Source organism: Iodidimonas muriae, from assembly GCF_014647255.1.
Classification (GTDB): Bacteria; Pseudomonadota; Alphaproteobacteria; order Sphingomonadales; family Rhodothalassiaceae; genus Iodidimonas; species Iodidimonas muriae.
In genome coordinates this window covers 223,959-250,081 of sequence record NZ_BMOV01000001.1, presented here as the reverse complement: position 1 = coordinate 250,081, position 26,123 = coordinate 223,959, and the positions used below count along the sequence as shown (strand labels likewise).

General features: G+C 53.5%; 20 protein-coding genes and 1 pseudogene. 13 read left to right on the top strand and 8 right to left on the bottom strand.

The annotated features are described in order from the left end of the window. Positions 1-7: 7 nt before the first annotated feature. The 3 genes from gor to IEX96_RS01070 form a co-directional block, all read right to left on the bottom strand. On the bottom strand, positions 8-1,366 hold the full coding sequence (gor, locus tag IEX96_RS01080) for a glutathione-disulfide reductase (RefSeq protein WP_150004709.1): 1,359 nt from the start codon (positions 1,364-1,366) through the stop codon (positions 8-10). Between the two features lie 97 nt (positions 1,367-1,463). Then, positions 1,464-3,437 (bottom strand): BCCT family transporter, encoded by a 1,974-nt coding sequence (locus IEX96_RS01075; RefSeq protein WP_188873341.1) that lies wholly within the window; start codon positions 3,435-3,437, stop codon positions 1,464-1,466. Positions 3,438-3,697: 260 nt separating this feature from the next. After that, positions 3,698-6,256 carry a hybrid sensor histidine kinase/response regulator gene (locus IEX96_RS01070; protein ID WP_188873340.1) on the bottom strand — a complete coding sequence of 853 codons (2,559 nt, stop codon included), beginning with the start codon at positions 6,254-6,256 and terminating at the stop codon, positions 3,698-3,700. 209 nt (positions 6,257-6,465) lie between these two features. Here IEX96_RS01070 and IEX96_RS01065 point away from each other — a divergent pair, with 209 nt between their 5' ends. The 6 genes and pseudogenes from IEX96_RS01065 to IEX96_RS01040 all read left to right on the top strand — a co-directional run bounded on the left by IEX96_RS01065 (position 6,466) and on the right by IEX96_RS01040 (position 10,848). Further along, positions 6,466-7,161: an HAD-IA family hydrolase gene (locus IEX96_RS01065; RefSeq protein WP_150004705.1), complete on the top strand. Its 696-nt coding sequence runs from the start codon at positions 6,466-6,468 to the stop codon at positions 7,159-7,161. Positions 7,162-7,747: 586 nt separating this feature from the next. Then, positions 7,748-8,491: pseudogene (locus IEX96_RS14380) on the top strand (sensor histidine kinase); the annotation flags it as partial. A gap of 110 nt (positions 8,492-8,601) precedes the next feature. Further along, positions 8,602-9,348, top strand: a complete 747-nt coding sequence (gene phoU, locus IEX96_RS01055; protein WP_150004702.1) for a phosphate signaling complex protein PhoU — start codon at positions 8,602-8,604, stop codon at positions 9,346-9,348. Further along, a complete protein-coding gene (phoB, locus tag IEX96_RS01050; RefSeq protein WP_188873338.1) occupies positions 9,345-10,034 on the top strand; it encodes a phosphate regulon transcriptional regulator PhoB in 690 nt (229 codons plus the stop codon). Before phoU ends, phoB begins: the two co-directional genes overlap by 4 nt. A gap of 197 nt (positions 10,035-10,231) precedes the next feature. Then, positions 10,232-10,390 carry a hypothetical protein gene (locus IEX96_RS01045; protein ID WP_188873337.1) on the top strand — a complete coding sequence of 53 codons (159 nt, stop codon included), beginning with the start codon at positions 10,232-10,234 and terminating at the stop codon, positions 10,388-10,390. Positions 10,391-10,467: 77 nt separating this feature from the next. After that, complete coding sequence (locus IEX96_RS01040) at positions 10,468-10,848, top strand: hypothetical protein (RefSeq protein WP_150004700.1); 381 nt, start codon at positions 10,468-10,470, stop codon at positions 10,846-10,848. Between the two features lie 41 nt (positions 10,849-10,889). On the opposite strand, the gene IEX96_RS01035 is transcribed toward IEX96_RS01040, so the two are convergent. Then, a complete protein-coding gene (locus tag IEX96_RS01035; RefSeq protein WP_188873336.1) occupies positions 10,890-11,897 on the bottom strand; it encodes a polysaccharide deacetylase family protein in 1,008 nt (335 codons plus the stop codon). Between the two features lie 167 nt (positions 11,898-12,064). Here IEX96_RS01035 and IEX96_RS01030 point away from each other — a divergent pair, with 167 nt between their 5' ends. The 3 genes from IEX96_RS01030 to IEX96_RS01020 are packed head-to-tail and all read left to right on the top strand — an operon-like array spanning position 12,065 to position 17,189. Then, positions 12,065-13,363: a TIGR03087 family PEP-CTERM/XrtA system glycosyltransferase gene (locus tag IEX96_RS01030; RefSeq protein ID WP_188873335.1), complete on the top strand. Its 1,299-nt coding sequence runs from the start codon at positions 12,065-12,067 to the stop codon at positions 13,361-13,363. Positions 13,364-13,365: 2 nt separating this feature from the next. Beyond that, positions 13,366-14,784 (top strand): mannose-1-phosphate guanylyltransferase/mannose-6-phosphate isomerase, encoded by a 1,419-nt coding sequence (locus IEX96_RS01025; RefSeq protein ID WP_150004698.1) that lies wholly within the window; start codon positions 13,366-13,368, stop codon positions 14,782-14,784. 59 nt (positions 14,785-14,843) lie between these two features. Further along, the gene (locus IEX96_RS01020) at positions 14,844-17,189 is read left to right on the top strand and encodes a hypothetical protein (protein WP_188873334.1); all 2,346 of its coding nucleotides are present in this window, start codon (positions 14,844-14,846) and stop codon (positions 17,187-17,189) included. 54 nt (positions 17,190-17,243) lie between these two features. On the opposite strand, the gene IEX96_RS01015 is transcribed toward IEX96_RS01020, so the two are convergent. From IEX96_RS01015 to IEX96_RS01005, 3 genes are all read right to left on the bottom strand, one after another. Beyond that, positions 17,244-18,491: a pyridoxal-dependent decarboxylase, exosortase A system-associated gene (locus tag IEX96_RS01015; RefSeq protein WP_373293731.1), complete on the bottom strand. Its 1,248-nt coding sequence runs from the start codon at positions 18,489-18,491 to the stop codon at positions 17,244-17,246. 14 nt (positions 18,492-18,505) lie between these two features. Then, positions 18,506-20,089 carry an acyl-CoA ligase (AMP-forming), exosortase A system-associated gene (locus IEX96_RS01010; protein ID WP_150004696.1) on the bottom strand — a complete coding sequence of 528 codons (1,584 nt, stop codon included), beginning with the start codon at positions 20,087-20,089 and terminating at the stop codon, positions 18,506-18,508. 76 nt (positions 20,090-20,165) lie between these two features. Further along, positions 20,166-20,840, bottom strand: a complete 675-nt coding sequence (locus IEX96_RS01005) for a GNAT family N-acetyltransferase (protein WP_150004695.1) — start codon at positions 20,838-20,840, stop codon at positions 20,166-20,168. 133 nt (positions 20,841-20,973) lie between these two features. Between IEX96_RS01005 and IEX96_RS01000 the strand changes: the two genes are divergently transcribed. The 3 genes from IEX96_RS01000 to IEX96_RS00990 are packed head-to-tail and all read left to right on the top strand — an operon-like array spanning position 20,974 to position 22,944. After that, positions 20,974-21,228, top strand: a complete 255-nt coding sequence (locus IEX96_RS01000) for an acyl carrier protein (protein ID WP_149999186.1) — start codon at positions 20,974-20,976, stop codon at positions 21,226-21,228. 16 nt (positions 21,229-21,244) lie between these two features. Beyond that, positions 21,245-22,066, top strand: coding sequence for a serine aminopeptidase domain-containing protein (locus tag IEX96_RS00995; RefSeq protein ID WP_188873333.1), 822 nt, complete (start codon positions 21,245-21,247; stop codon positions 22,064-22,066). Beyond that, positions 22,063-22,944, top strand: coding sequence for a hydrolase 1, exosortase A system-associated (locus IEX96_RS00990; protein ID WP_150004693.1), 882 nt, complete (start codon positions 22,063-22,065; stop codon positions 22,942-22,944). The genes IEX96_RS00995 and IEX96_RS00990 overlap by 4 nt, the downstream gene beginning before the upstream one ends. Before the next feature lie 17 nt (positions 22,945-22,961). On the opposite strand, the gene IEX96_RS00985 is transcribed toward IEX96_RS00990, so the two are convergent. Next, positions 22,962-24,845, bottom strand: a complete 1,884-nt coding sequence (locus IEX96_RS00985) for an asparagine synthetase B family protein (RefSeq protein WP_150004692.1) — start codon at positions 24,843-24,845, stop codon at positions 22,962-22,964. Between the two features lie 249 nt (positions 24,846-25,094). Between IEX96_RS00985 and IEX96_RS00980 the strand changes: the two genes are divergently transcribed. After that, the gene (locus tag IEX96_RS00980) at positions 25,095-26,123 is read left to right on the top strand and encodes a sulfotransferase family protein (protein ID WP_188873332.1); all 1,029 of its coding nucleotides are present in this window, start codon (positions 25,095-25,097) and stop codon (positions 26,121-26,123) included.

Here is a 26,123-nt window from a genome sequence, read left to right as displayed (position 1 = left end):
AAAGGCCTTAATTGCGTTTTGTGCTCATCAAAACCAGTTCTTCGGCGCTGCTGGGGTGAATGGCCACGGTTTTATCCAAATCGGCCTTGGTAAGCCCCATCTTGATCGCAACGGCAAATCCCTGAATGATCTCGGGGCTATCGGGGCCGATCATGTGGATGCCCACCACCTTGTCGGTTTTGCAATCGACGATAATCTTGGCATAGGCCCGTTCATCGCGCCCGGCCAGCGTGTTTTTCATGGGCCGGTAATCGGATTCATACACATCCACATCACCCAGCTTGTCTATGGCCTGATCCTCGGTCATGCCAACAGTGCCAATGGGTGGATGGGAAAACACCGCCGATGCCACATTATGATGATCGGGAGAAACCGGCGTGCCTTTAAACCGGGTCAGGGCAAAGGCATGGCCTTCCTTGATGGCCACGGGCGTCAGCGCGATGCGGTCCGTCACATCGCCAACAGCATAGATATTCTCCACATTGGTGCGGGAATAATCATCCACCGTCACCGCCCCATTGGTATCAAGAGCAACCCCGGCCCGCTCCAATCCCAAACCTTCGGTATAGGGGCGGCGGCCAATGGCATACATCAGCTGGTCGGCTTTCAAACTCTCGCCGGAATTCAGCGTTAGCGACAGCCCGTCACCGGTTTTTTCGATGGCCTCCACATCCGTGTGGCACAGGATCTTGATGCCTTTATCCTGCATGGCTTTTTGCAGCCGAATCCGCAAATCCTCATCAAAGCCACGCAAAATACGGTCCCGCCGGTATACAAGGGTGACATTGGACCCCAGACCATTGAAAATTCCGGCAAATTCAACAGCAATATAGCCGCCACCAACGATGACAATGTCTTTGGGCAGCTCTTTCAAATGAAACGCTTCATTAGAGGTGATGGCATGCTCCACACCGGGGGTGCGCGGCAGATTCACCGTCCCGCCGGTGGCCACCAGAATCGTATCCGCCGTGACGGTTTTATCGCCCATCCGCACGGTATGCGCATCCTCAAGCGTTGCCCGGCTTTCAAACACCTCGACATTATTGGACGCCAGCATTTTCTTATAAAGGCCGTTCAGCCGGTCAATTTCCGCATCTTTTGCTGCGATAAATTTCGTCCAGTCAAAGTTCGGCGTAACAGCATCCCAGCCAAAGCCCACCGCATCTTCAAAATCTTCATGGAAATGCGCCGCATATGTCATCAGCTTCTTTGGAACACAGCCGCGAATGACACAGGTTCCGCCCACCCGATATTCTTCAGCAACAGCGACCTTCGCACCCAAGGAAGCGGCAATCCGGCTGGCACGCACGCCGCCTGAGCCTGCGCCAATTACGAAAAGATCATAGTCATAAGGGCTCTGTGTCATATACCGATCCTGCAGTTGGGCTTGTGCTTTGCGCAAACAGATAAGAGACCGCGCTCATAATGACAATCACATCGAAGTGAATTCATATGCGGCCACGCTAACTCACCAAATGCAGATAATAGCGATGGCGATCATATTGGGCGATCACATCAGCAATAATCTGTTCCTTGGAATAGCTGATCACATCATAGGGATCGCTGCCTTCGCCTTGATAAACTTCGGCGCGATAAAAGTGCGAGGCTTTCGACCGTTTTGGCTCGAATTCCGGAAAAGCAAAGCTGGGTGTTTCATAACTACGCAAATGCACAGCATATTCAAAGGGATAGGCTTGGCCCGCATCTTCTTCCACCAACAAGCTCACCCGATCTTCTTGATGATTCACCGATGCTTCAACGCCGCGCAGTGAAAGTTCACGCGCCACTTCCAGCAATGCCGGATGGGCAATATCGGCCATGAAGACAGTGGCCTGTGCCTGTTTGGGATAATGCAAAATGCTACGAAGTCTTTGCTTCCACGGCACACCAACGCCATCCACCGCCAAAGACGAGGCCACGCGATGGCTGGCTTTTCGCGCCCGTTCATCGCGCAGACCGCGATAAAGCCCCCAGCACACCACGAGAATAACAAGGGTAAAAGGCAAAGCACTGGCCAAAGACGCCGTTTGTAGCGCAACCAGCCCTCCGGCCAACAGCAAGACAGCCGCCACAATGCCTTCCGTTACGGCCCAGAAAATCCGTTGCCAAACCGGCGGTTCCTTATCCCCGCCTGAGGTGATGATATCGATCACCAAGGAACCAGAATCCGACGAGGTCACAAAAAACGTGATCGCTAGCGCCGTGCCTAAAATCGAGGCAATGCCGGAAAAAGGCAAAGCTTCCAAAAACTGGAACAACGCCACCGGCATATTGGTGGTCACCACTTCCCCCAATTTAGAAATGCCTTCCATATCGAAAAAGATGGCGGAATTGCCAAAGACAGTCATCCACAAGAAGGTGAAGCCCGATGGCACCAGCAACACATTGATCACAAATTCCCGAATGGTCCGACCACGGGAAATCCGGGCAATGAACATGCCCACAAAAGGCGACCAGGCAATCCACCATGCCCAGTAGAACAAAGTCCAGTCGCTGATCCAATGATTTGGTTCATAGGCAAACAAGGTGAAGGTCCGGGTTACCAGACTTCCCAGATAACCACCGATATTTTGAACGAAAGCCTGCAGCAAAAACAAGGTCGGGCCAGCGAGCAGAACAAAAACCAACAAGCCAATGGCCAGGATCAGATTGATTTCGCTCAGCCGTTTGATGCCTGAATCCAGACCAGCCACCACAGACGTGGTGGCAGCCCCGGTGATCAAGGCAATAAGCAAAAGCTGCATCCATTCATTTTCCGGCACGCCGAACAGATGATTCAGCCCGGCATTCACCTGCATCACCCCCACACCAAGGGAGGTCGCAACGCCGAACATGGTGCTCACCACCGCCAGAATATCCACCGCATGGCCGATGGGGCCGTGGATGCGCTCCCCTAAAATGGGATAAAGGCTGGACCGGATGGTTAAAGGAAGTCCGCGTCGATAGCCGAAATATGCCAAAGACAGGCCCACCACGGCATAAATCGCCCAAGCATGAATACCCCAATGGAAGAAAGTGATTTCCATGGCCTCGCGGGCCGCCTGTGCCGTTCCGCCTTCAATAGTGGGAGGCGAGAAATAATGGGAAATCGGCTCTGCCACGCCGAAAAACATCAAGCCGATGCCCATGCCTGCAGAAAATAACATGGCCATCCACGAGGCATAGGAAAAATCCGGCTCCGAAGAATCCGGCCCCAACCGGATATCCCCGAAAGAACTCATGGCCAAGCCAAGAACAAACACCAGAAAGAATGCCACCGACAGCACATAAAACCAGCCGAATCGTTCGACAATGCCGGATTGCAACGTTTTGAATATGGTCGAGGCATCTCCGGAATCCAACGCGGCAAAGCATAGAGTTGCGAAAATGATCAATGCCGAAATAAAGAAAACCGGCTTATTGACAGACTCAAATATCTTCCAGTTCCAAAACGCCACGGAAGCCCCTCTTGTGCGCAAAAAAAGATGATGGCGCTATGTACGACAGAAATGGGTCCGGGTGCAAATCTATGGAAATATTTATCCTGATCTCCCTCATTCACAGCGATATTATGCAAGATCAAACCGCCATAGCCGCTGATCCATAAGGAATGTGACGGATTATTATCCGTGAGCTTTTCAAAGCCGATTCTATGCACCGATCCCGCGCAACCGGCACCCTAGACTATCGATAAAACCAGATCGGTTTTGAGGAGGTTTCAGCCCATATCCGCCATGGGCTGTAAGCTGATCTCCGCACCTTGCTTTCCTGCCAGAAATGCTTCGATCAGGCCGATGAGCTTGATTCTGTCGATGGGTTTGGAGATATAATCGTTCATCCCGCCACTGATTAGCTGATGGCGATCCCCCTCCATGGCATCCGCCGTGATGGCAATAACCGGCACCTGCGCTTTTTTTGTGCCAAGAGCGCGAATTTCCCGCACCGCCATAGGCCCGTCCATCACCGGCATATGCACATCCATCAAAATCAGGTCGAAGGATTGCGCAACCACCAGTTCCAAAGCCTGTGCGCCATCTTCCGCAAACACCAGATCATAGCCCTGACCATGCAACATCTCGCGCATCACCAGCCGGTTTGTTTCATTGTCTTCAGCGATCAAAAGACGTGCCCGGCTCGCTTGCTCATTCTTAACAGTCGACGCGCCCTGTAAAACTGCGCCCTTATCATCCCCGTCCGGTCCAGCCACATTGATTGCAGAGTCCACCAAGGGCAAGGCAAACCAGAAATCCGTCCCTTCCCCCAAGCGGCTGACAAAATCGATCTGCCCGCCCATCAAACCGACAAGATGCCGGCAGATAGACAATCCAAGGCCCGTGCCCCCATATGTTCGGGTTGCCCCGGTTTCCACTTGGGTAAAAGGCTCGAACAACTGCGATTTATGCGCTTCGGAAATTCCAATGCCTTGATCTTTCACCCGAAAAACAACGGCTGGCGTCTCCAACACCGTATCGTCTTTACACACGGAAACGCGCACCGCCCCATGGGACGAGAATTTAATGGCATTGGAAATCAGATTGGATAACACCTGACGAATGCGGCCCGGGTCCCCCACAATATGCAGAGGCAAATTCGGGGCGACCTGCATTTGAAGCGCCACCCCTTTATCATTGGCTTTCGCCTGCCAAAGATCGGCCAGATCCGTTAGCAGATCCCGCAAGGCGAAGGTTTCCACCTGAATATCCAGCTTTCCGGCCTCGATCTTGGACATGTCCAGAATATCGTTCAAAAGCGCCAACAGCATATTCGCTGAATTGAGAATGGTTTCCACCTGACGCTTTTCTTTCGGCTCCATCCCGGCTCTCAAAAGCACCTGTGCCATGCCCATAATGCCATTGAGCGGTGTGCGCACTTCATGGCTTGTCATCGCCAGAATATTGGATTTCACTTCATTGGCATGCTCAAGCTCTTGTTGCGCCAACAACAATTCGCCACTCCGGATCTCGGCCTCTGCGGTGGCACGGGCCTTAGCGCGTAACAAAATCGTCAATCCGACAATCACCCCCAAAAGCAAGAAGGTGCCGATCAATGCCGCATTGCGCCATGTTGATTCAGAAGCCAATCGCAAGGCGCTGATTTCCTGGTCCCGTTGCAACAGGGCAATTTCCTGCTCCTTGCGTTCCAGATCCATCTGCGCTTCCAAAACCTTGCCCAATTGGTTCACTTCCGCCGTATTGATGGCTTCCCTGAATTTCTGGCTTTGGCTTTGATGCTCATAGGCCAATTTATAATCATCGGTCGCCGCATATAGCCGTGCAAGAATCCCGTGCAAATCACGCAACCGCGCCCGTTCGCGATTTTCCTGGGCTTGTTCAAGACCGCGCGTGGCATAATCGACGGCCAGATCCAGTGCGCCTTTTGCTTCATGAACGCGCGCCATATTCAGCCACGCATTGCTCACCAAAGATCCAACCCCAAGCGCATCGGCTGCCGTGATGCCGCGCTCGATATAGAGAAGGGCATCATCATATCGGCCCAGATTGACCAGGGCTTCGCCAATATTGTCATCGACATAGGCAGACACCAAAGGGTTGTTCAGTTCCTCGATCAACGGGCGTGCGGACATCAAAAGATCATAGGCTTTTTGTGCCTGTCCGCTGGTGACATAGGCATAGGCCAGGTTATTGATAATGCGCGCGCGCAAGAAGCTGTCATCGGCCTGTTCGGCGCGGATCAAGGCCCGCTGATAATTGGAAATGGCATTATCCCATTGGCCGATTTCCTGATAAATGCCCGCCCCGCTGGCATGGGCTGCAGCCATGCCCTCATTATCCCCAAGCGCATCAAAAACGCCCCAGGCGGCAAAATAATCGGTCAAGGCCGACGCCATATCACCCAGATGTTCATGCGCCCGCGCTTTCGCCGTCAACAAGTCCGCATGAAGTCTGGATTTGGGGTCCAAATCGGCCGCCTCAAACAGCCCAAAAGCGTAGGTAGCCACCCTCAGCGCGTCATTATTCTGACCAAGCCGGCTTAAGACCGAGGATTTGAGCATATATAAGCGTATTGTGCTGACATCCACATTCCCGCCCTGCTTTGATGGCAGAATCGAAATTTGCTCATCAATTAACGCCATGGCCCGCAAAGGCTCGCTATCCACAAGTTGGGATGCCTGTTCAATGACCGCCATGGAAATGCCGGACGCAGGGTCATCAGGGCTTTCAGCTTGAGCGTGGGCCTGATGGTCAATGACCGGCGATCCGGCGATCACCGCATATGCCAGCATGCATAAAATTGCGCGAAACCAATGTATTTTCATTTATAACACCCGGCGGCCCATGAATATCTTATCTGTCCAAATAGGCGCCAAGACATAACAGTTGCAGGTAAACGAAATACAAAGACAGCCCAATGCTCTTTTTTCTGCCGTCTTTCAATTTCAACGGGCTAAGAATAGAAACCCGTCGATAGTCATATCCAAAATCTGACAGGCCTCTTTAATGGGTCGGTGCAAAAATCCGAGGACCAATGAACAAGAAAATCTTTCACGTCGATACAGTCATCTTCGATCTGGATGGCACCCTTGTCGATACGGCCCCGGATCTGTGCGCCGCCATGAACCATGTGCTCGAAGATCTGCGTCGCCCTCACCTTGAGCTTCAGGCCGTGCGACATATGGTCGGCCACGGTGTGCGCAAGCTGATCGAAGCCGGGCTAAAAGCCACAGGTGGCATCCCGAAAGATCGGGACATGGATGCGGAACAGGCGCTCTTTCTGACCCATTATCGGCACAATATTGCCCGCCTGAGCCAACCATTCCCCGGCGCCATGGATCTGATAAAGCGTTTGAAAGATAATGATATCGCCCTTGGCCTTTGCACCAATAAACCGCAGGATTTGACCCTTCGGCTTTTGGATGCGCTGGATCTTCACCCTTATTTTTCCTCGATTATCGGCGGCGATGCCCTGCCCCATTGCAAGCCGCACCCCATGCACATCAATCAGGTTCTGCACGAGCTTGGCGCTCAGAGTGACGCCTTGATGGTGGGAGATACCCAAACCGATGTGGATGCCGCACGCGCCAGCGACATTCCCGTTGCCGTGGTCAGTTTTGGTTATAGCGCCCGTCCGGCGATAGAATTAGGCGCCGATGGCGTTGCGGAGTCTTTCGCACATCTGTCGCAAATGATTAAGATCAAGACGCATAGAAAAACAAGGCGATGATATGAGCACAGGCAAGATCATCGAAAGCGGCTTCCGGATACTGCCGATACAGATATTGGTGGTGGTTTTGCTCTTTGGGCTGCACCTTTTAGGACTGGTGGATGTGCTTCCCGCACTGATTATTGCAGCCGTGATCGGCATAGCCTTCTTCTGGATGGACCGGCGCTACCGCATAGTGGTGAACCGGCTGACCGATGCCTTGAAAACCGCCCGCTCTACCCAAAGGAATCTGGCCCCATTGCGGGCCAAAATCGCCGAAGGGATCGACGCGCCTTTGCTCTTGATCGACCCTTTGCGCAAGGTACTGGATGCCAACCGCCCGGCCCGCACCCTTTTTGGCAATAATCTGATCGGTCGGGATGTCAGCCTTTATGTGCGCCATCCCGATATTCTGGAAGCGCTGGGAAAAGTGATGCAAGGCGCTCCCATTGCCCGCCTTGAAGCCTCTTTGACGGGGGCGGTTGAACGTATTTTTTCCATCAGCGTATCGCGGGTGGATAACAGCCGCCACGCATCGGATAGCGACGGAGAAAGCACCGAGCCTGCATTTTACGTGGTCATTTCCATGCACGACATCACGAAAATGCGGGTGGCCGAACGCATGCGTGCCGATTTTGTCGCCAATGCCAGCCATGAATTGCGCACGCCTTTATCGTCTGTGATCGGCTTCATTGAAACCATGAACGGCCCCGCCAAAGGCGACGAAGCCGCCCAAGAGCGGTTTTTGGGCATCATGGAAGAAGAATCCCGCCGCATGGTGCGTTTGATCGACGATCTGTTATCCCTTTCGCGGATCGAACTGGACAAGCATGTGCAGCCCAAAAGCAGCGTGCCGCTTGAGCCCATTTTAAAAGGCGTTGCCGCATCTTTGGAGCCAACCGTCCAGAAACGTCATATGGCCATCAATATTCTTGTGCCGGATTCCCTTGAACCGGTGCAAGGCGATGCCGACCAAATCCACCAGATGTTGCAAAATCTCACATCCAATGCGCTGAAATACGCCTATGAAGGCAGCACCGTGACCTTATCTGCACAGCCGGTGGACCGCATCCCCGAAAGCGGACAACGCGGCATCGCCATCAGTATCACGGATCACGGCCCCGGTATTCCGCCCGAACATCTCCCCCGCCTGACCGAGCGCTTTTATCGGGTCGACGCGGCGCGATCCCGAAAGCTGGGGGGCACGGGGCTTGGCCTTGCAATCGTAAAACATATCGTGTCGCGCCATCGCGGCCATCTGGATATCCGCAGCATATTGGGGAAAGGGACCACCGTCACCATCTCCCTCCCTATATATCAAGGCCCCCGTGAGCCGGAAGACCATCCCTGAAAGGATCAGCTAAGACACGCAATCTGCTCGCTGGACCGTCATATGACTGTAATCGGAATGTCTTAAACAGACGCATGTGCATTCGTGCCAATTGTGGCAGAGGAGCCGACATGACCGATATTCACACAATAAAATCCTATGATGACGAACTGGACCAGTTGCGGGCCATCCTGAGCGAAATGGCAGGTCTGGCAGAAATGCAGCTTGCCAATGCCGTGACGGCGTTGATGGCCCGCGATATAGAACTGGCGGAAAAAGCCATCGCATCTGACAAAAAGATCGATTTGCTGGAACAGCGTGCCGAAGAAAAAGCCATCGAAGTGATCGCACGTCGTGCACCACTGGCCGATGACCTGCGTGAATTGGTGGCAACGATAAAAATCTCCAACGCCTTGGAACGGATTGGCGATTATTCCAAAAATATCGCCAAGCGAACCACCGTATTGGTCAATACCCTCCCCATTCGCCAGATCAGCGTACTGCCCGAAATGGCGCAAGAAGCGCAAAGAATGATTACCGATGTGCTTGATGCGTTTATCCAGCGCGATAGCACCCGCGCCATAGATGTCTGGACACGGGATGAGCGCATTGATCTGCTTTATGATAGCCTGTTCCGCGAATTGCTGACCTATATGATGGAAAAGCCGCAGATCATCACCGCCTGCACCCATTTGCTGTTTATCGCAAAAAATATTGAGCGGGCGGGCGATCAGGCCACCAATATTGCAGAAATCGCCTATTATGTGATCGAGGGGCGCCCCATGAAAGACGCACGCCCCAAACGGGATGACACCGCCTTTGCCCGCGCTTCAAAAGACGAACAGTCCCATCCGGATCAACAGGATAGCGCATCATGAAGCCACGCATTTTACTTGTTGAAGACGATATCAACCTGACCGAGCTCGTCCGGTATAATTTGGAACGGGAAGGATTCGATGTGGTTTTCAGCAATGATGGCGAAGAAGGTATGATGATGGCGATGGAGCAGCCGCCGGATCTGATTTTGCTGGATTGGATGCTGCCCAATCTATCGGGCATCGAGATCTGCCGTCGCCTGCGTCGCAATGGAGACACCGCCAATATCCCCATCATCATGCTCACCGCGCGCACCGAAGAAGGTGACCGGGTGCGGGGACTGGAAATCGGGGCCGACGATTATGTCACCAAACCTTTCAGCCCCCGCGAGCTGATTGCCCGCATCAATGCCGTCTTGCGCCGCGTGCGGCCGGGTTTGTCCGGCAAGGTACTGACCTTTTCCGGCATCAGCCTCGACAGTACCACCCACAAAGTTCTGCGCGATCATAAGCCGGTGCATTTGGGGCCCACGGAATTTCGCATGCTTCGGCATTTTCTGGAAAATCCGGGGCGGGTCTTTTCCCGTGAACAGCTTTTGGATGCCGTATGGGGGCATGATGTTTATGTGGAATTGCGCACCGTGGATGTGCATATCCGCCGACTGCGCAAAGCCTTGAACAGCAATGGTGCCAACGACATCATACGCACTGTCCGCTCTGCAGGCTACGCCCTTGATACTGAACAATAAAAAACAAAATATCCAACCAGATTATAACAAGATATTACCAGCCGGAAAGCCACCTTTCCGGCCCCATTAACCACTTGTAAACGAAATTGTGAAACAATTGAAATTGAATAAAATTTTATATTGCTTCCGTTTCCGGTATGTCCCTTCGAGCAGTGGCTGAGTCTCTTCAATCCAGAAAACTTTAGCAGGATAGTCCGATGGACAAGCTTACCAGACAGTCTTCCAGAACAATCGATCAAGACGTCGCCTATCTCGGCCAATCTCAGGATAATCGCCTTGATGTGGGGCTGGCCTTCGTTCTTGTCGTCGGCCTGTCTCTTGGTCTTTGGGCAACCGTTTTGTCATTCATCTTTTGATTTCTGTCTAAAGCCGATATGCTCTTTATCGGGCGGTGGTAAATCCGTCCGATTTTCTTGCCTATAAAGCAGGTCCAATGAGCAATATTCTCGGCGTTCTTTTTACATCAGATCATCTTCTTCTTGGCCTATTAGCGGCGCTTATCATCGTTGCGCTTTTGGGGCTGATTGTGATGTTTCGTCTTTCCGACAAGCTGCGCGACATTGAAAACGCGCAAAAATATCAGCACAAAGAGCTCATGAAAGAAGTGGCCTTGAACAGCCCCATTCGGGCAGCCATCGCCGCTGTTATCGCCGCCCAGGGGAACAAGCCCCCGACGCTTCAGGATTTTCAGGCAGAGGTTGGCGCGCTCACCGAAAACTGGGCGGAAATCGAAGCACTTGCGGAACAGGCCCAAAGCCAGCTTGCAAAAATGGTGGATGAAGCGGCAGATGGGAACGCGCGAGACTCCGCTTGAAACGGCGACGCATCATCTGTCGCATCCAGACAAAAAGAGCCCTATGGGCGCGATGATGCGGCGTGGCTTTCTTTGCCCGCGTTTTTTGTCATGCTCCACTGGTTATAAATCTCCAATGGTGTTGCAGCATGCCCGCCCAATGTTTTGAAAAAGAATTCAAAATAACGATCCATTTGATCCAGAAAGCGCGTCAGATCCGCGGGGCTTTGCACATAAGGCGTATGGCCCGGCGCTAAGGACGGGCTGTGATAGGTGTAGCTGAACACCCGAAAGCCATCTTTCACCATCGCTTTTGTCAGCCTTATATGGTCACGGGCATCCTGTCCTTCCGGGCTTAATCTTATCCGTTCCAAAAGCCCAAGGCGGGCGCACATTCCCGGCAGGTGCATACGGCGTAAAAAAGGCGTTTGAATCCGAGGATAAAGCCACCGCCCCTGCCCGCGCAACACCCCCGCAAAGGCATTGGACAAAGGCAATTCCAAAATATCCGCGGCAGGTGAAAATGCGCGCAAATGCGGTGTTTCATGAAGAAAATTCGGCCCCTGATCGTCACTGAAATCCGTATAGGGCACGATGGAACAATCCACTTTATAGCCCAATCGGGCCAAAATCTCCGGCGTGTTTGGCCCAAGGCCATAGCGACCGGCTTTATAGACCAAAGGGCGTTTTTTGAAGGCGTCCTCGATTGTCGCGGTCAAAATCCGCAGCTTTTCATATTCAAGTGCCGCAACAAGATTTCCGGGATAGCTGTGCGCGCGGCTTATCTCTTCTTCAAAGGGCGGCGACACCCAAGGATGAAGATGAGCCCCGATAACGGCCTCTCCCCGATCCTGATAGGATTTCAAAAGCATCACCGCATCCGGATCGCTGGCCACGGGATGATCGATCACATAGGTGGGAATGATACCATAGCGGGCAAAAATAGCCTGCGCCTTGTCTTGCGCCGCAATAGAGGTGACCGCACGGGCTTCCCGACGAAAAGGACCGTCCCAATCGAACTCTTCTTCCGTATCGATAATCACGCATAATTGCGGGGTCTCTTGCATCATTGAGTCCGGCTTTTCTCTTGTCATGTGATCTTTTGTCATTGCGCCTTCGCTGTTCAAATTTTTCTCGCCGCATGGCGCCCTATCCCGATCCTTGTGCCATGCTACACAAAGGCGGGGCAATAACACAGTCTCGTTGCGCTAAACCCGTGAACGCGTTAGGTTTCAATTTGAAACGGGGAAACGGCACGGCCCTTGAAAAAGGGGCGCCAAGCAAAAAGCGCGAGGCCGGGGCGACAGGGAACATCATATCCACCATGACATTGCTGTATCTAACACACCGCATCCCCTATCCACCGAACAAAGGGGATAAAATCTCCACATTCAATATGATGCGCCATCTGTCAAAATCCCATGACATCCATCTTGGCACCTTCATCGATGCAGATGAAGATTGGCAATATGTGGAGAAGCTCCACGACTATTGCAAAAGCGTCTGTGTTGAAAAGCTGGACAAAAAACGGGGAATGATGGGGGCGATCAAAGGCCTGTTGCGCCATGAACCATTGTCTGTGGCTTATTACAAAAATAAGCGCATGTCCCAATGGGTGGACCATATTCTTGCCCATGAAAAGCCCGATGCCATTTTGATGTATAGTGGCTGCACCGGCCAATTTGTTTATGGCAAAACCGCAGCGGGGCCGCGCACCATTTTCAATGCCGAAGATGTGGATTCAGAAAAGTTCCGCTCTTATGCCGAAGATAAAAACCGGTTTAAAAAATGGTTTTTTCAGCGCGAAGCGCGGCTATTACGCGACTATGAATGCCGCATGGCCAAGGCCTTCGATCAAACGGTGTTTATCTCTGAAGCCGAAGCGGCGTTGTTTCGCACCCTCTGCCCTGAAAGTGCCGAAAAAATCACCCATCGCACCCAGGGCGTGGATGTGGATTATTTCGACCCCGATCTAGATTTTGCCGATCCTTATCCTGAAGGCACTCGCGCCATCGTTTTCGTCGGTGCGATGGATTATTGGCCCAATATCAAGGCCGTTACCTGGTATGTGGACGAGGTTCTCCCCCAAGTACAAAAGCGCCATCCCGATATTTTGTTTGCCATTGTCGGCATGTCGCCCACCGATGCCGTGCGCCGCCTTGCCGAGCACCCCGGCGTTTTGGTGACCGGCAGTGTGCCCGATGTGCGCCCCTATGTGCAGCATGCCTGGGGGGTGTGCTTGCCGCTTACCATCGCCCGCGGCATCCAGAACAAGGCGCTGGAAGCCATGGCCATGGGAAAACGCATCATTGCCACGAAAGATGCCTTGGCCGGTATCCGCCCTTGTCCGGAAACCAAAGCCTTGGTGGCCCAGAACAGTGCGGATCTGATTGCCCATTCCTGCGCCCTTCTGGATGAAGACAAAGCGCAAATCAAAGAAGCGCGGCGTTTTATCATCGATCATTATGGCTGGGATGCAAATCTCAGTAACTATGAGACCCTTGTTTTTGGACAGAATTCCAGCGAAAGGATCTAGAGATGCGGTTATGGCCGGTTATTCTGTCTGGGGGCTCTGGCACACGCTTGTGGCCCTTGTCCCGCGCCTTTCATCCCAAGCAGTTCCTGCCGGTTCTTACCGATCTTGCGATGATCCAGGAAACCGCTTTACGCTTGTCCGATCCACAGCGCTTTGCCCCGCCCTTGCTGATCGCCAATGACGACCACCGCTTCATGGTGTCGGAAAAAATGTTGGAAATCGGTATCGACCCTTTGGCGATCATATTGGAGCCCATCGGCAAAGGAACCGCGCCTGCGGCCATCATGGCGGCGTTACGCATTGCCCAGGAAGATGAAAACGGGCTGATTTTGCTGGCACCGTCCGATCATTCCATCACCGATCCGGATGCCTTTCAGCGGGCCATTGAAACCGCCATTCCGGCGGCAGAAAACGGCCAGATCATCACTTTTGGCATCACCGCCAGTCATCCGGAAACCGGCTATGGCTATATCGAAGCGGGTCAGAAAATCACCGGACAAGACGGTGTTTATCATGTGGAGAATTTCCACGAAAAACCTGATCTTACCGGAGCCAAGCACTATCTGGAACAGGGGAATTTCTTCTGGAACAGCGGGATCTTCCTTTTCCGCTGCGATAGCATCATACAAGCGTTTGAAACCTTTGCACCGGAGATTTTATCCGCCTGCAAAGCCGCGCTTGAACAGGCAGAAGTGGATTTGGGGTTCGAGCGCCCCAATAGCGAAGCCTTTCAAAAAAGTCCGGCGGATTCCATCGATTGCGCCATCATGGAAAAGGCTGACAATATCGCCGTGGTGCCGGTGGATATGGGCTGGAGCGATCTTGGTTCTTGGGCCGCCATGTGGAACGAAGGCAGCAAAGACGATCAGGGCAACAGCCTGAAGGGCGATGTGCTCACCCTTGATACCAAGAACAGCTTGGTGCGTGCAGATGGCCCCTTCGTCGCCACAATCGGCGTAGAGGATCTGGTCATTGTAACCACCAAAGATGCCGTATTGGTGGCCCACAAGGATCGCAGCGAAGAGGTGAAAGCCATTGTGGATCGCCTGAAGGCTGCCAAACGGACCGAGCATTTGCACCATCCGCGGGTTTACCGCCCGTGGGGGTCTTATGAAACAACAGACAATGGCGAGCGTTTTCAAACCAAGCGCATCATTGTAAAGCCCGGCCAGAAGCTTTCTTTGCAAAAGCACTATCATCGGGCCGAACACTGGATTGTGGTACAAGGAAGTGCCTTGGTTACCCGCAATGAGGAACAAATCCTGCTAACGGAAAATGAATCCATCTATATTCCGCTGGGAGCGCTCCATCGTCTGGAAAATCCGGGAAAAATTCCCCTGCATCTTATCGAGGTGCAATCCGGTGCTTATCTTGGAGAAGACGATATTGTGCGCTTTGACGACGATTATGGCCGCGGCTGATCGCGCCATTGATCGGCTGGCACGGCATTGGATTGGAAAACACAAGCAGGAGCGCCTTTATGGTTCGGCTGTCCATTATCGCCGCCGCCTTGATTATCGGCACCAGCCCGCTTGCCTATGCGCAAAACCCAAGCCCTGAAGATATTTGCGCGGCCCGTCAATCCGACCCTTCGCCGCGCTTTGCACGGTTGCGGCAATTATGCAAAAACTGGGATGCGTCCACCAAAGCCGATCAGGCAAGCTGGGCCGCAAGCATCCTTGCTCTGGAGCAGCGCCTTAGCGCTATGGACGCGCAAGCAAAAAGCCCGGAAACATTCCCTGCGGAAAATATCAATCCCCCGCAGGCCGCGACCCCTGATGCCTCTTTAAAAAAACAAGCGGACCAACAAAAAGGGAAAAAACAAGGCCCAACGAAACACGCCGCCAAGACCCGCTTGAAATCTCCGCCCGAAACACAGCCGGTCATGGCCGATTTTTCGGGCGGTGAAAAGCCTGCCACCCCATCATTGGATCTGCCTGCCCTTCAGGATTATATTGCTCAAGCATGTGATTTTGAGGCGCATCTATGGTGTAAGCTAAAGACAGCGAACAGCCTGAAAAATGTGGCCTGGCCAACAAATGTGGAAGGCGAGCCCCTTTTTCGCAATCCCAATCACGCCATTCGGGCTTTTGCCGGAGCCACATTCGATGGCCAACGCCTGTATTTCCATGGCGGTGGTCATTCTGCATCCTATCAAAACAGCGTTTATGCGCTTGATCTTGCCACTTTAAAGTGGGAGCGCCTTTATGATCCCGATCCCTTGGATGATAGAGGTGCTTTTCTCAACAAACATTTCGGCGTCCCATTGGAGGATGAATGCCATTTCCCCACCAAAGAGCATGCACCGGCTGCCGGACATACTTGGGGAACCCCCATATTAATCGATCATCAAATCCATGCCTGGCCGTCCGCTTGGGGATGCTCGAAATACGCCACCTCTTACGGGCCCATTGTGCATAGCATTTTCGATCTTGAAAAAAGGGAATGGGTCGCACGGCGGCCCTTTAAAAAGGGGATGTTCAGCATATCCGCAGCCAGCCCCATTCCCGGGCGCGCCTTGCTTTTGTCCGTCAAGAAAAACCCGGCCCTTATAGAGATCGACCTTGAAACCGATGCCATCACCCGAAGGATCGATCGATTGCCTTATCAATGGGGCAATCATGCCATTGCTATTTTGGTTGGCGATACACTGGTTTCTTTTAACGGCAAGGATATTTATACAACGACCATCACCCACGATACATTTGGCCCGATGGTGCGTGCGGGAGCCATCCCCGCCCATGTGGAATACGACGATGCCTTGCGCTATGCCAATGGCTATTTCTATCTTTGGGATGGCAGCGGCAATCTTTACAGAACCCGCGATTTCAAGGCTTGGGCCAGCTTCAATGACGGGTCCGGACCGCGCGGTCTGAAAAGCCTTTTCAACAAATTCTTTTATATCCCGAAATTAAACGCCTTTTTGGGGCTCAGCAATGATCAGGATATTTGGCTGGTCCGCCCGCCTGCTGAAACTTCCAAGGCCCAAGCCAGCTTGCCCGATGGCTTTGTCTGCTCCGATTTCATCGCCGGAAAGGAATGTCAGAATTTACAAAGTCTGGTAGAAGATGGTGGCACGATCGATTTGCCCAAAGGGATTTATGCCCAATGCGCTTTGATCAAATCCCCGACCATTCTCAACGGCAATGGCTCTATCATCCAGGATATGGCGTGCAGAAACAAAGCGGCCCTCATTATCAATGCAGACAGCACCATCCGTGATATTGGCTGCCGCAATATCTTTGTAAATGATGGCAATGGCGCTTGTATTCGCCAGCAAACCAAGACCCTGACCCTTGATCATGTAACCTTTGAAAACGCCCAATCCGGCGTGCTCACCAATAAAGACATTCACAGCCTTACGGTTAAAAACAGCACATTCCAAAATCTGGGCGGCGATTGCAAAGTCAAATGCGGCCGGGCGCATGGGATCTATTACGGCACCAATGGCGGCACCTTGACGATCCAGAACAGCCAATTTCTATCCGCCCGACATGAAGGCCATCTGGTTAAATCCGGCGCGGCGAAGCTCGTCATCGAAAACAGCCTGTTCGATGAACGCAAAGGCGATGGCAGCCGGGTGATCGATGCCTTCAATGGGGGCATAATCTCTCTGGATACTGTCGAGATTTTCGCTAAAAACGGCGATGGAAACCGCGATGTGATCGGCTTTGGCTATGAACGACGCGCGCCCCTGCCCACCCATTCCATCACCATTACAGATAGCCGCATCGATTGCGCCACCGGCTGGCTTGTGCATGGCAAAATCGATGTGGAACCAAAGATCATCAATAGCCCGGCACGCAATTGCCGCGATGTGCGTTAAACGGAAAGCTTGCCTCTGGCTCCGCCATGAAGGGCCGGCACATCACCGAAATGATTATACCAGCGCTTCCTTTGCTTCCGGATGGCTTAAAAAGCGCGACGGGCTGGCGGTACGGCCATAAGCCCCTGACTGGAAGATCGCCACCAAATCCCCCACATCGGCGCGCGGCACAGAAATTTTATCGGCCAACAAATCGATGGGCGTGCACAAGCATCCCACCACATTCACGGTTTCCACCGGCTCTTCCCCATAATGGCTGGCGATGGCTACGGGATAATTGCGCCTTATGCCCTGCCCGAAATTGCCTGTTGCCGCAAGCTGGTGATGCAAGCCACCGTCGGTCACCAGATAGACCTGCCCCCGTGAAATCTTGCGGTCGATCACCTTGCACACATAGACCCCCGCTTCCCCGACGATATAGCGGCCAAGTTCCACGATAACGGCGGTTTTCGGCAAGGCGCGGCCCAGTTTTTCCACCGTTTCATGTAAGCGCGCGCCCACCAAAGGCAAATCAAAGGCTTTATCCTTAGGCGTATAGGGAATACCGAAACCGCCACCGATATTCAGATGGCGAACCGGTGTTAAGGCATGGTCGGCCAAACGAATAGCCAGATCGGCAATCTGGTCTTCCGCCACAGCCACCGCTTCTGCGCTCAGATTTTGCGAGCCGCCAAAAATATGAAAGCCTTCAAAAGCCAAACCCAGACCGGCCAATTGCGACAGCATTTCGGGAACCATTTCCGCATCCACGCCAAACTGGCTGGGGCCGCCCCCCATATGCATGCCCGAACCGCGCAATTTGAAATCCGGATTTACCCGCACCGCAACACGCGGCGTCATTCCCAAACTGTCCCCCGCTTTGGCGCAACGATCCATCTCGGACAAGGATTCAAGCTCCACCACAATTCCGCCCGCAATGGCCCGCTTTAATTCTGCATCGGTTTTGGCCGGGCCGGCAAAGCTGATATGCGCGTTGGACATGCCCGCATCCAGCGCCACATCCAGTTCATTGGCAGATGCAATATCAAAGCCATCCACAAGCCCCGACAAATGCTGCACCACTGCCGGCATGGGATTGGCCTTGATGGCATAATGCAGCCGCACGGCCTTTGGCAGGGCCGCGCGCAAGGCGTTCACCCGTGCTGTTATCTTTTCCCGGTCATAGGCATAAAAGGGCGTTTGCCCCAATCGCTGCGCCAATTGCCCAACGGGAATACCGCCAACCAGCAAATGGCCGTCTTCAAACGCCCAGTCTGCAAAGGCCGGATGGTGTTGGGCCATCCGTTCGGCGTCTGCTTTCATCTCCACCATCGTGCTTATACCGCCTTTTTTATGTCTTTAGACATGCATTGGGCCTGAAGGGCCTTACGGTCGATTTTACCATTGGGGGATCGGGGCAGACTTTCATGCACATCCACCCGATGCGGCACCATGAAGCCGGGCAAAACATTCCGGCAATGGGCCACAAGGTCTGCGGCATCGAACAAGTCTTTGTTCTTTGGCACCACGGCCACAATAATTTCATGTCCCAGCGTATCATGGGGAAGGCCAAAAGCCGCGCTTTCAAAAACCAAACCACTGTCGAACAAGGCTTCTTCCACTTCTGTGGGGGAAACGCGATAACCCGATGTCTTGATCATATCATCGGTGCGGCCAACGAAATAGAGATAGCCTTCCGCATCAATGCGCACCAGATCCCCCGACCACACGGCCAGTTCCGGCACCTGCACTTCGGCCACGGCTTTTGGCACGGGCTTATAGCGTTCGGCGGTGCGTTCCGCATCATTCCAATAACCCAAAGCCACCAAAGGCCCGCGATGCACAAGCTCTCCTTCCTCGCCTGCCTGAGCAAGATTGCCATCGGATTTCACCACCAGAATTTCCGCATTGGGTATGGCCTTTCCAATGGAATCAGGGCGAATATCCACCTGCGCCGGATCAAGATAGGTGGACCGGAAAGCTTCCGTAAGACCGTACATCAAATAAGGATCGGCATTGGTAAAAATCGCCCGCAGCTTTTGCAGCACATCGCGCGGCATACGCCCGCCGGTATTGGCGAAATACCGCATTTCGCGTCCGGCCTCCTCCGGCCAATCCACCGTCAGCAATTGCATCCATAAAGGCGGCACCGAGGTCAGCCCCGTAATGCCTTCCCGGGCACAGATGCGCGGCACATCACGGGCCAGCAAATAATTATGCAGCACCACAGCGGCCCCCGCGTGAAAACCGGTGGTAAGCTGGCTGAATCCGGCATCAAAACTTAAAGGCAGCAGCGATAAAATACGGTCATCGGCATGGTTTTTCAGATAGGTGGCAACACTTTCGCCGCCCACCACCATATTACGGTGCGACAAGACCACGCCTTTCGGCTTTCCAGTGCTGCCAGAAGTATAGAAAATCGCCCCCACATCGCTATCGCATTGTGGCCCTGCCGGTAAGGCCTTCCCTTGCGCCAAAAGCTCTGTCCAATGCAGCACGCATACCCCTTTGATGGGCATGTCGGGCACCGCATCCACACTGACCACCACTTGCACATCCGATGCGGAAAGCGTTTCGGCCATTGCTTCGATGCGGGTACGCGACGATATCAATATCCGTGCGGCGCAATCTCGCAGAATATGCCCCACCTGTTGTGGCTTCAAAACCGGATTGCAGGGCACAAAAATCCCGCCCGCCATCGCACTGCCGAAAAAAGCCGATACTGTCTCGATACGCTTGTCCAGATAGACAGCAACCCGGTCAAAGCGCTTTAACCCGACAGCACAAAGTCCGGCGGCCACCTGCTCCAGCTCAGCCGCCAGCGCTCCATAGGTCCGGCTCACTTTCCCGGCCTTGAGCGCAAGCCGTTCCGAACCCCCATCCGCTTTGGAAAGGATCAAATCCTGTAAATAACACCGCATACCCACATGCCCTTGATATTCTACAAGGTTCAACTGTAACGGATCATATCCTCACAGGCCAATGACAACTTGGCCTTTAATGCGGTGAAAAATGGATTTCCGGCCTATGACCCCGGCGCAGGCCTAAATGCACAAAAGGCCGCCGCGAGCCAAGCATCAGTTGCACAGGACCAAAAGACAAAAAAACCAATCCACCGCAGGGAACCGCCCCCATACGGGCATGGCTGCGCAAAGACGCCGCATTAAAAGCCGATATCCGGCTCATGGTCCACCGGATCGACTGTCGATGCAAATCCTCATTCACCGCATCCCAAAGGGCGGCAAAGGCAAATCCCAGGCGATGATCGGGGTGGATATACACATCAAAATCCCACACACAATCCGGGGCCAAAAGAAAACGGGCGCGCACCTCGTCTTCTTCATAGGCGCCCTTTACCAGCCATAGCCATGCAATCAACCGGTCTTCTTTGAACAGCCCATAGCATTGGGCGCCCTGAGAAAACCGATCATCCAAAATCTTCTCGTCAATGAAGGTGGCGGCAAGCATTGGGTCTTGTGGCTTTAGAAGACGGCAGGAAAACCGCGCCCGACGCGCCGCACCAAGCGAGGCACGGTCCGGCACGGGCTGCCGGACCAAGCGATAGGCATAAAGCGAAACCGGCAAGGATTGCGCGGCGAATAAACGGTGCAAAAGATAAAGCACAGCCCATCCCGCACCCAATTCCCGAACCAAGGCCAGCAAGCGTTTCATCCGTTATTCCGTGAACTTAAAGGAAAAGACATGTGAACTATGGACAAAAAACCCTCTCCAAGATAGGACACAAAGTAACAGGTTTTGGCCAGAGTCTGCCTAGACACGGCCAAGAAATACAGGGGAAACGATTATGAGCGCTTTTGATAAAGTTCGCGATGTTCTCACGCAGGCGCTTGGCCTTGGCCCACGCGGGGAAAAGCTTCAACCGTCCACCCCCTTGATGGGCGGCATCCCCGAATTCGATTCCATGGCCGTGGTGACAGTGGTATCCGAATTGGAAGACCGGTTCGACATTTTGTTTGAAGATGATGAAATCAATGGCGAGGTTTTTGAAACTGTTGGCAGCCTGAGCAATTTTGTCGAAACAAAACTAGCCGCGTGCTGATCCAATGACCGGGCCTTTGGCTGCCCCCCCAAAATTATCGGCCTCTTTCCCTGTCGGTCCAAACGGCCCCCTGTTCGTTCTGGAGATTGCCTCCATATCTGCCGCACCCCGCGCAACGGTGCTGCTTATGCCACCCTTTGCCGAGGAAATGAACCGCTCCCGGTACATGCTGGCACAAACCGGACGGGCCTTGGCCCGACAAGGCTTTCGCGTTTTGCTGGCCGACCCGAGCGGCACCGGAGACAGTGCAGGCGATTTTGAACAGGCCAGTTGGGACCGCTGGATCGCCGATCTTTCTTTTCTGCGTGATATGGCGCGCCTTGATACAGAACCTTTATGGATCGGCGGCGTGCGGACAGGGGCCTTGTTGGCAGCCACCCTTGCGCATCAAGAACCAGGCGGTATTGACGGGCTTTTGATGATCCAGCCGGTTCTATCGGGAAAACGTTTTCTGACCCAATTTTTGCGGCTTCGCGTTGCCGCTGCCATGAGCCGGGGGCAACGCGAAAGCACCGCCCAGTTGATGGACATCTTGAAAAATGGCGAAAGCGTTTCTGTGACCGGTTATCCCCTTGGACCGGATATGGCCGAACAATTAACCCGCCTTTCGCTTAAAGACATGCCGCCCCCACCGGACTTGCCCATGGAATGGATTGAAATCGGCAGCGATGAACGGGAGGCAGGTGCCATCGCGGATATCCTGCCCCCAAGCTGGCGAACCGCCGACCGGCAGGCCCGCTATCACCAAGATCAGGCCTTTTGGGCCTTGCCCGAACCTGTGGCCCCAGCAAAAACCATCGCGCTGATCCAAACCGCCTTGATGAGCCATCACCCATGAGCACCCGCCTTTCCCCCATGGATGTGCAAGAATCTGCCCATATTTTGCAGTGCGGTAAAGACCAATTGGTGTCCGTTTTGCATCGGGCAGAAAACCCGTCCAACCGCGCTGTTTTGATCATTGTGGGCGGGCCGCAATATCGCGCCGGCGGGCACCGCTATTTCGTAAAACTGGCGCGGCGTTTGGCGCAAGAAGGCTATAGCGTTCTGCGTTTCGATTGTCGTGGCATGGGTGACAGCGATGGCACCCATCCCGGTTATGAACATCTTGAAAAAGATATGTCCACGGCCCTTGAGGCGCTGTTCAGATTGCTTCCCCAAACGAAGGAAGTCGGTTTATGGGGGCTATGCGACGGGGCATCTGCCAGTGTGCTTTATTGCCACAAAGATTCCCGTATCGGGCGGCTAATGCTGCTGAACCCTTGGGTTCGTGACGATGAAGCCTATGACCGGGTCTTGCTGCGGCATTATTATGCCAAGCGCTTGTTTGATAAAGAATTTTGGCTGAATTTGTTACGCGGGAAAGTCAATCCCCTGCACTTTCCCCGGCTTCTTTTAAAGCTGGCTCGCCAAAAGCTGGCACCGGTTAAAAATGGCCCCTCCCAAGACAGCCCTTCAGATCAGGCATCGCCCATGGCCGCGAAACTGGTTCAGGCTTTAAGCGCCTTTAAAGGCCCGGTTCAGTTGGTTCTAAGCGGCAATGATCTGACCGCCAAAGAATTCGAGCAAGAAGCAAACCGCATCAAAATATGGCGCGCCCTTCAAAACGCGCCCAATTTTCAAACGCTCGCGCTGACAGAGGCAGACCATACATTCTCTACCCCTGAATGGTCGCAAGCGGTCACCGAAAAAACCCTTGAATGGATTTCCGGCCCCTAAATCTATCCCCTATAGCCCTAGGCCATGCCGGGCTTGCGATCTTGCAGCCACAATTCCAGCATGATCAAATCCCACACGATATAATCCGTTTCCGCCGTTTTTTCCCGAGCATGGGCAGCGATAACGCCCTCCAGAAAATCAGCCCGAAACACACCGCGTTTCCCAAGGCTTTGCAAGCAATCCACCGCAATATCGCGTAAAGGCGGATAGCTTTTTGTCCATTCGGAAAAAGGCATCCCGAAGCCTTGCTTTTGCTTGTTCAAAATCGCATCGGGCAAAAAGCCCTTCATGGATTCTTTGAAAAAATGCCGCAAGCGCGTGCCCGACAATAAAAGCCGCGAGGGCACTTTCGCGGCAAAATCGATCAGATCATCATCCAGCATAGGATAGGCCACATCGATATCCGCCAATAGACAGGCCCCGTTTACCTTGCGAATATCATTATCGGCCAAAGTGATCCGCATATCCATATGCAGCATGGAAGCCAGCATATCGTCGGTTTCCGACTCTTTATAATGCTGCGCCCATAGATCATAGGGCTCTTCCACATTGATTTGGGCCAGCGTTTCCTCTGTAAAAACGCGGCTCAACTGGCTCCGATGATAGATGCCGGGATTGTGCATGCGTTCGGGCATGGGCAACCGCGCCCGCTGGGAATATCGTTTGGCTTTGCCGATAGGGCCAATGGCCAGCGGATCTGGAATATGGTCGAAAACCGGTTCTCCCAACGCCCTCAAAAGCGGCGGAACCTTTTGATAATAAGAGAGAATAGTTTGATCGGCATAGCGCTGGTTTCCCGCAAACAGTTCGTCACCGCCATCGCCCGCCAAAAGCAAAGACACATCCTCTTTCGCCATATGTGCGCAGAATGTGGCCGGAATCACGGAAGAATTGCCGAATGGCTCGTCAAACACCCGCACGATCTTGGGCAAAATATCCACGACATCTTGCGGCTTCAGGCAATATTCCCGATGCGCCAGCCCAAAATGCCGGGCCGCCAGCTGCGCATATGGGCCTTCATTATAGCGATCTTCTTCAAATACAATGGTATAGGCTGGTGCCGGCCGGTCCAAGGATGCGCCCAAAAACCCACAAACCGTGGAGCTATCCAGCCCACCGCTTAAAAACGCACCGACAGCACCGGTGTCTTGGGCGGCGACGCCCGCATCTATCGCGCGGTCAACACTTTTTGCCAAATGCGCCTTCAAATCTGCGCTCAAGGCCTCCATATCCCCTGCCCCATCGGGCTGATAGGGCGTCTGCCAATAGCGATGGATCGACGTGCTTTTGGAACGCCCGGAACCACGCCCAATGCTGTGGCTCAGGCTATGGCCGCTCAGAAGTTTGTTGATGCCGCGATAGACGGTGCCCGGCGCAGGCGAGACATAATTCATGGCATAGCGATAAAGCCCTTGCGCATCCACCTTGGGGTCAAGGGAAGGATAAGCAGCCACCGCATCGGTGGTGGTGGCAAAGACACAACCATCGGGCACGTCTCCATGGCACATGGGATCAATACCCACACGGTCAATCGCCAAAAACAGGCTGCGGACTTCCTTGTCGATCACAGCCAGCGAAAAAGGCCCCTTTATCTGCTCCAGACAGGCGCGGCCTTCCCGTTCCCAACAGGTGGCGATGCTTTTGGCACGGCCCAAGGCCCGCGCTTTTGCTTCATCCCTATCATCCGCCCAACGCGGCATTCCCGTAATCGCCACAACAAACCGGTCGCCCGCATGAAGACGATCATCTTCGCGGGCCAAAACAGCAAGACCCGCCCAGCCATCCTCCCATTGCAACAGGCGCTCTCCCGCACGAAGAACAAGCCCATTCGCCATATGCGAAAGTTTTGAGCGGCCATCCAAGCCAGCCCGATCATCAATCCACCCACATAATCCCGGCACGGTTCGACAGCCCCTTTGTTACGACCCATTCCCAAGCATCTGACAAACCCACAGCATATGGGATAACAAAAAAACAGCCACTGCTTTCGACTATTTTCCTTATATATAATGGTAAAATAGCACAAGCGACTGCCCAGCTTCGATTCTACTCGGAATTCCCGTCTTTTCTCAATGAAAAGCCCTTGCATTCTTACAAGAAAATACCGCTCTATAGGGCCAAGCGGGAACGAAACAGGCATTATGGGCGGCATGGGCAAATCTCAGCAAAGCGCGAACCCGAAAACCATCATGATTTTCGGGTCCCCCCGATCTGGCACCACATGGCTTGGCAAAATTTTCGACAGCCATCCCCAAAGCCATTATCTGCATGAACCGGAAATTGCACAGCCCACCCAAGTGCCGGTTTTCCCTCCGGATGAAGCCTTGGCCATCTCGCAGCTCACCACCGATATCAGCAGTTGGCTAAATGCACGGGATGTGCGCACCACAGGAACGCGCCCCATCATCCGCAAAAAGGGGGAAAGTGCCTTCCACCATGCCTTGCGACAGGCCAATATATACGCGCTCAAGGGGATGGAGCGGCTAATCCCGTCCATGGCAATGGCCGGGCCCGTTTTACAACCCCCAAGCAAAGCGCGGACATTAGTGGTCATCAAAACGGTCAATATGTTGGGGCGGGCCACTTTATGCCTTCAAGCCGTGCCGCATCTTCAGGGAATCCATCTGGTACGGCACCCCTGTGGGCAGATCGCGTCTATATTGCGCGGTATCGAAAAATTTGGCGAAAGGTTTGAACTTTCCAATAGCGCCCTACCCTATTCTCCTATGGGCAAAAGAGAAGGGCTGTCATCACAAGATCTGGCCCATCTGTCTCCCGTTGAAATTTTGGCGTGGAAATGGGCGGCCTTCAATGATGCGGCCTTTCAATCTCTTTCTGACTCTGACCGCGCAATTATCGTGAGCTATGAAGAGATGACCTGCGATCCTTTGGGCAGCGTGCAAAAGATGTTTACGCAATTGGGGTTAGACTGGGTATCGAATGTCGAGGCCTTTATCCGCGCCTCCTCTGAAGGTGCAGAGCATGACTCGCATTATGGATTAAAGCGCGATCCACGCCTTGCCGCTTTGCGTTGGCAATCGGAATTATCGGCGGATACGGTCCAAACCATTGAAGCGATTTGCCGAAAAACCGCCGTGGGGCGCTGGGCCTTCTCCCTGGATACAGGCGAAAAGACAGATGATATGACCATAAACACGCCCTCTTTACCCGCAGGCTGA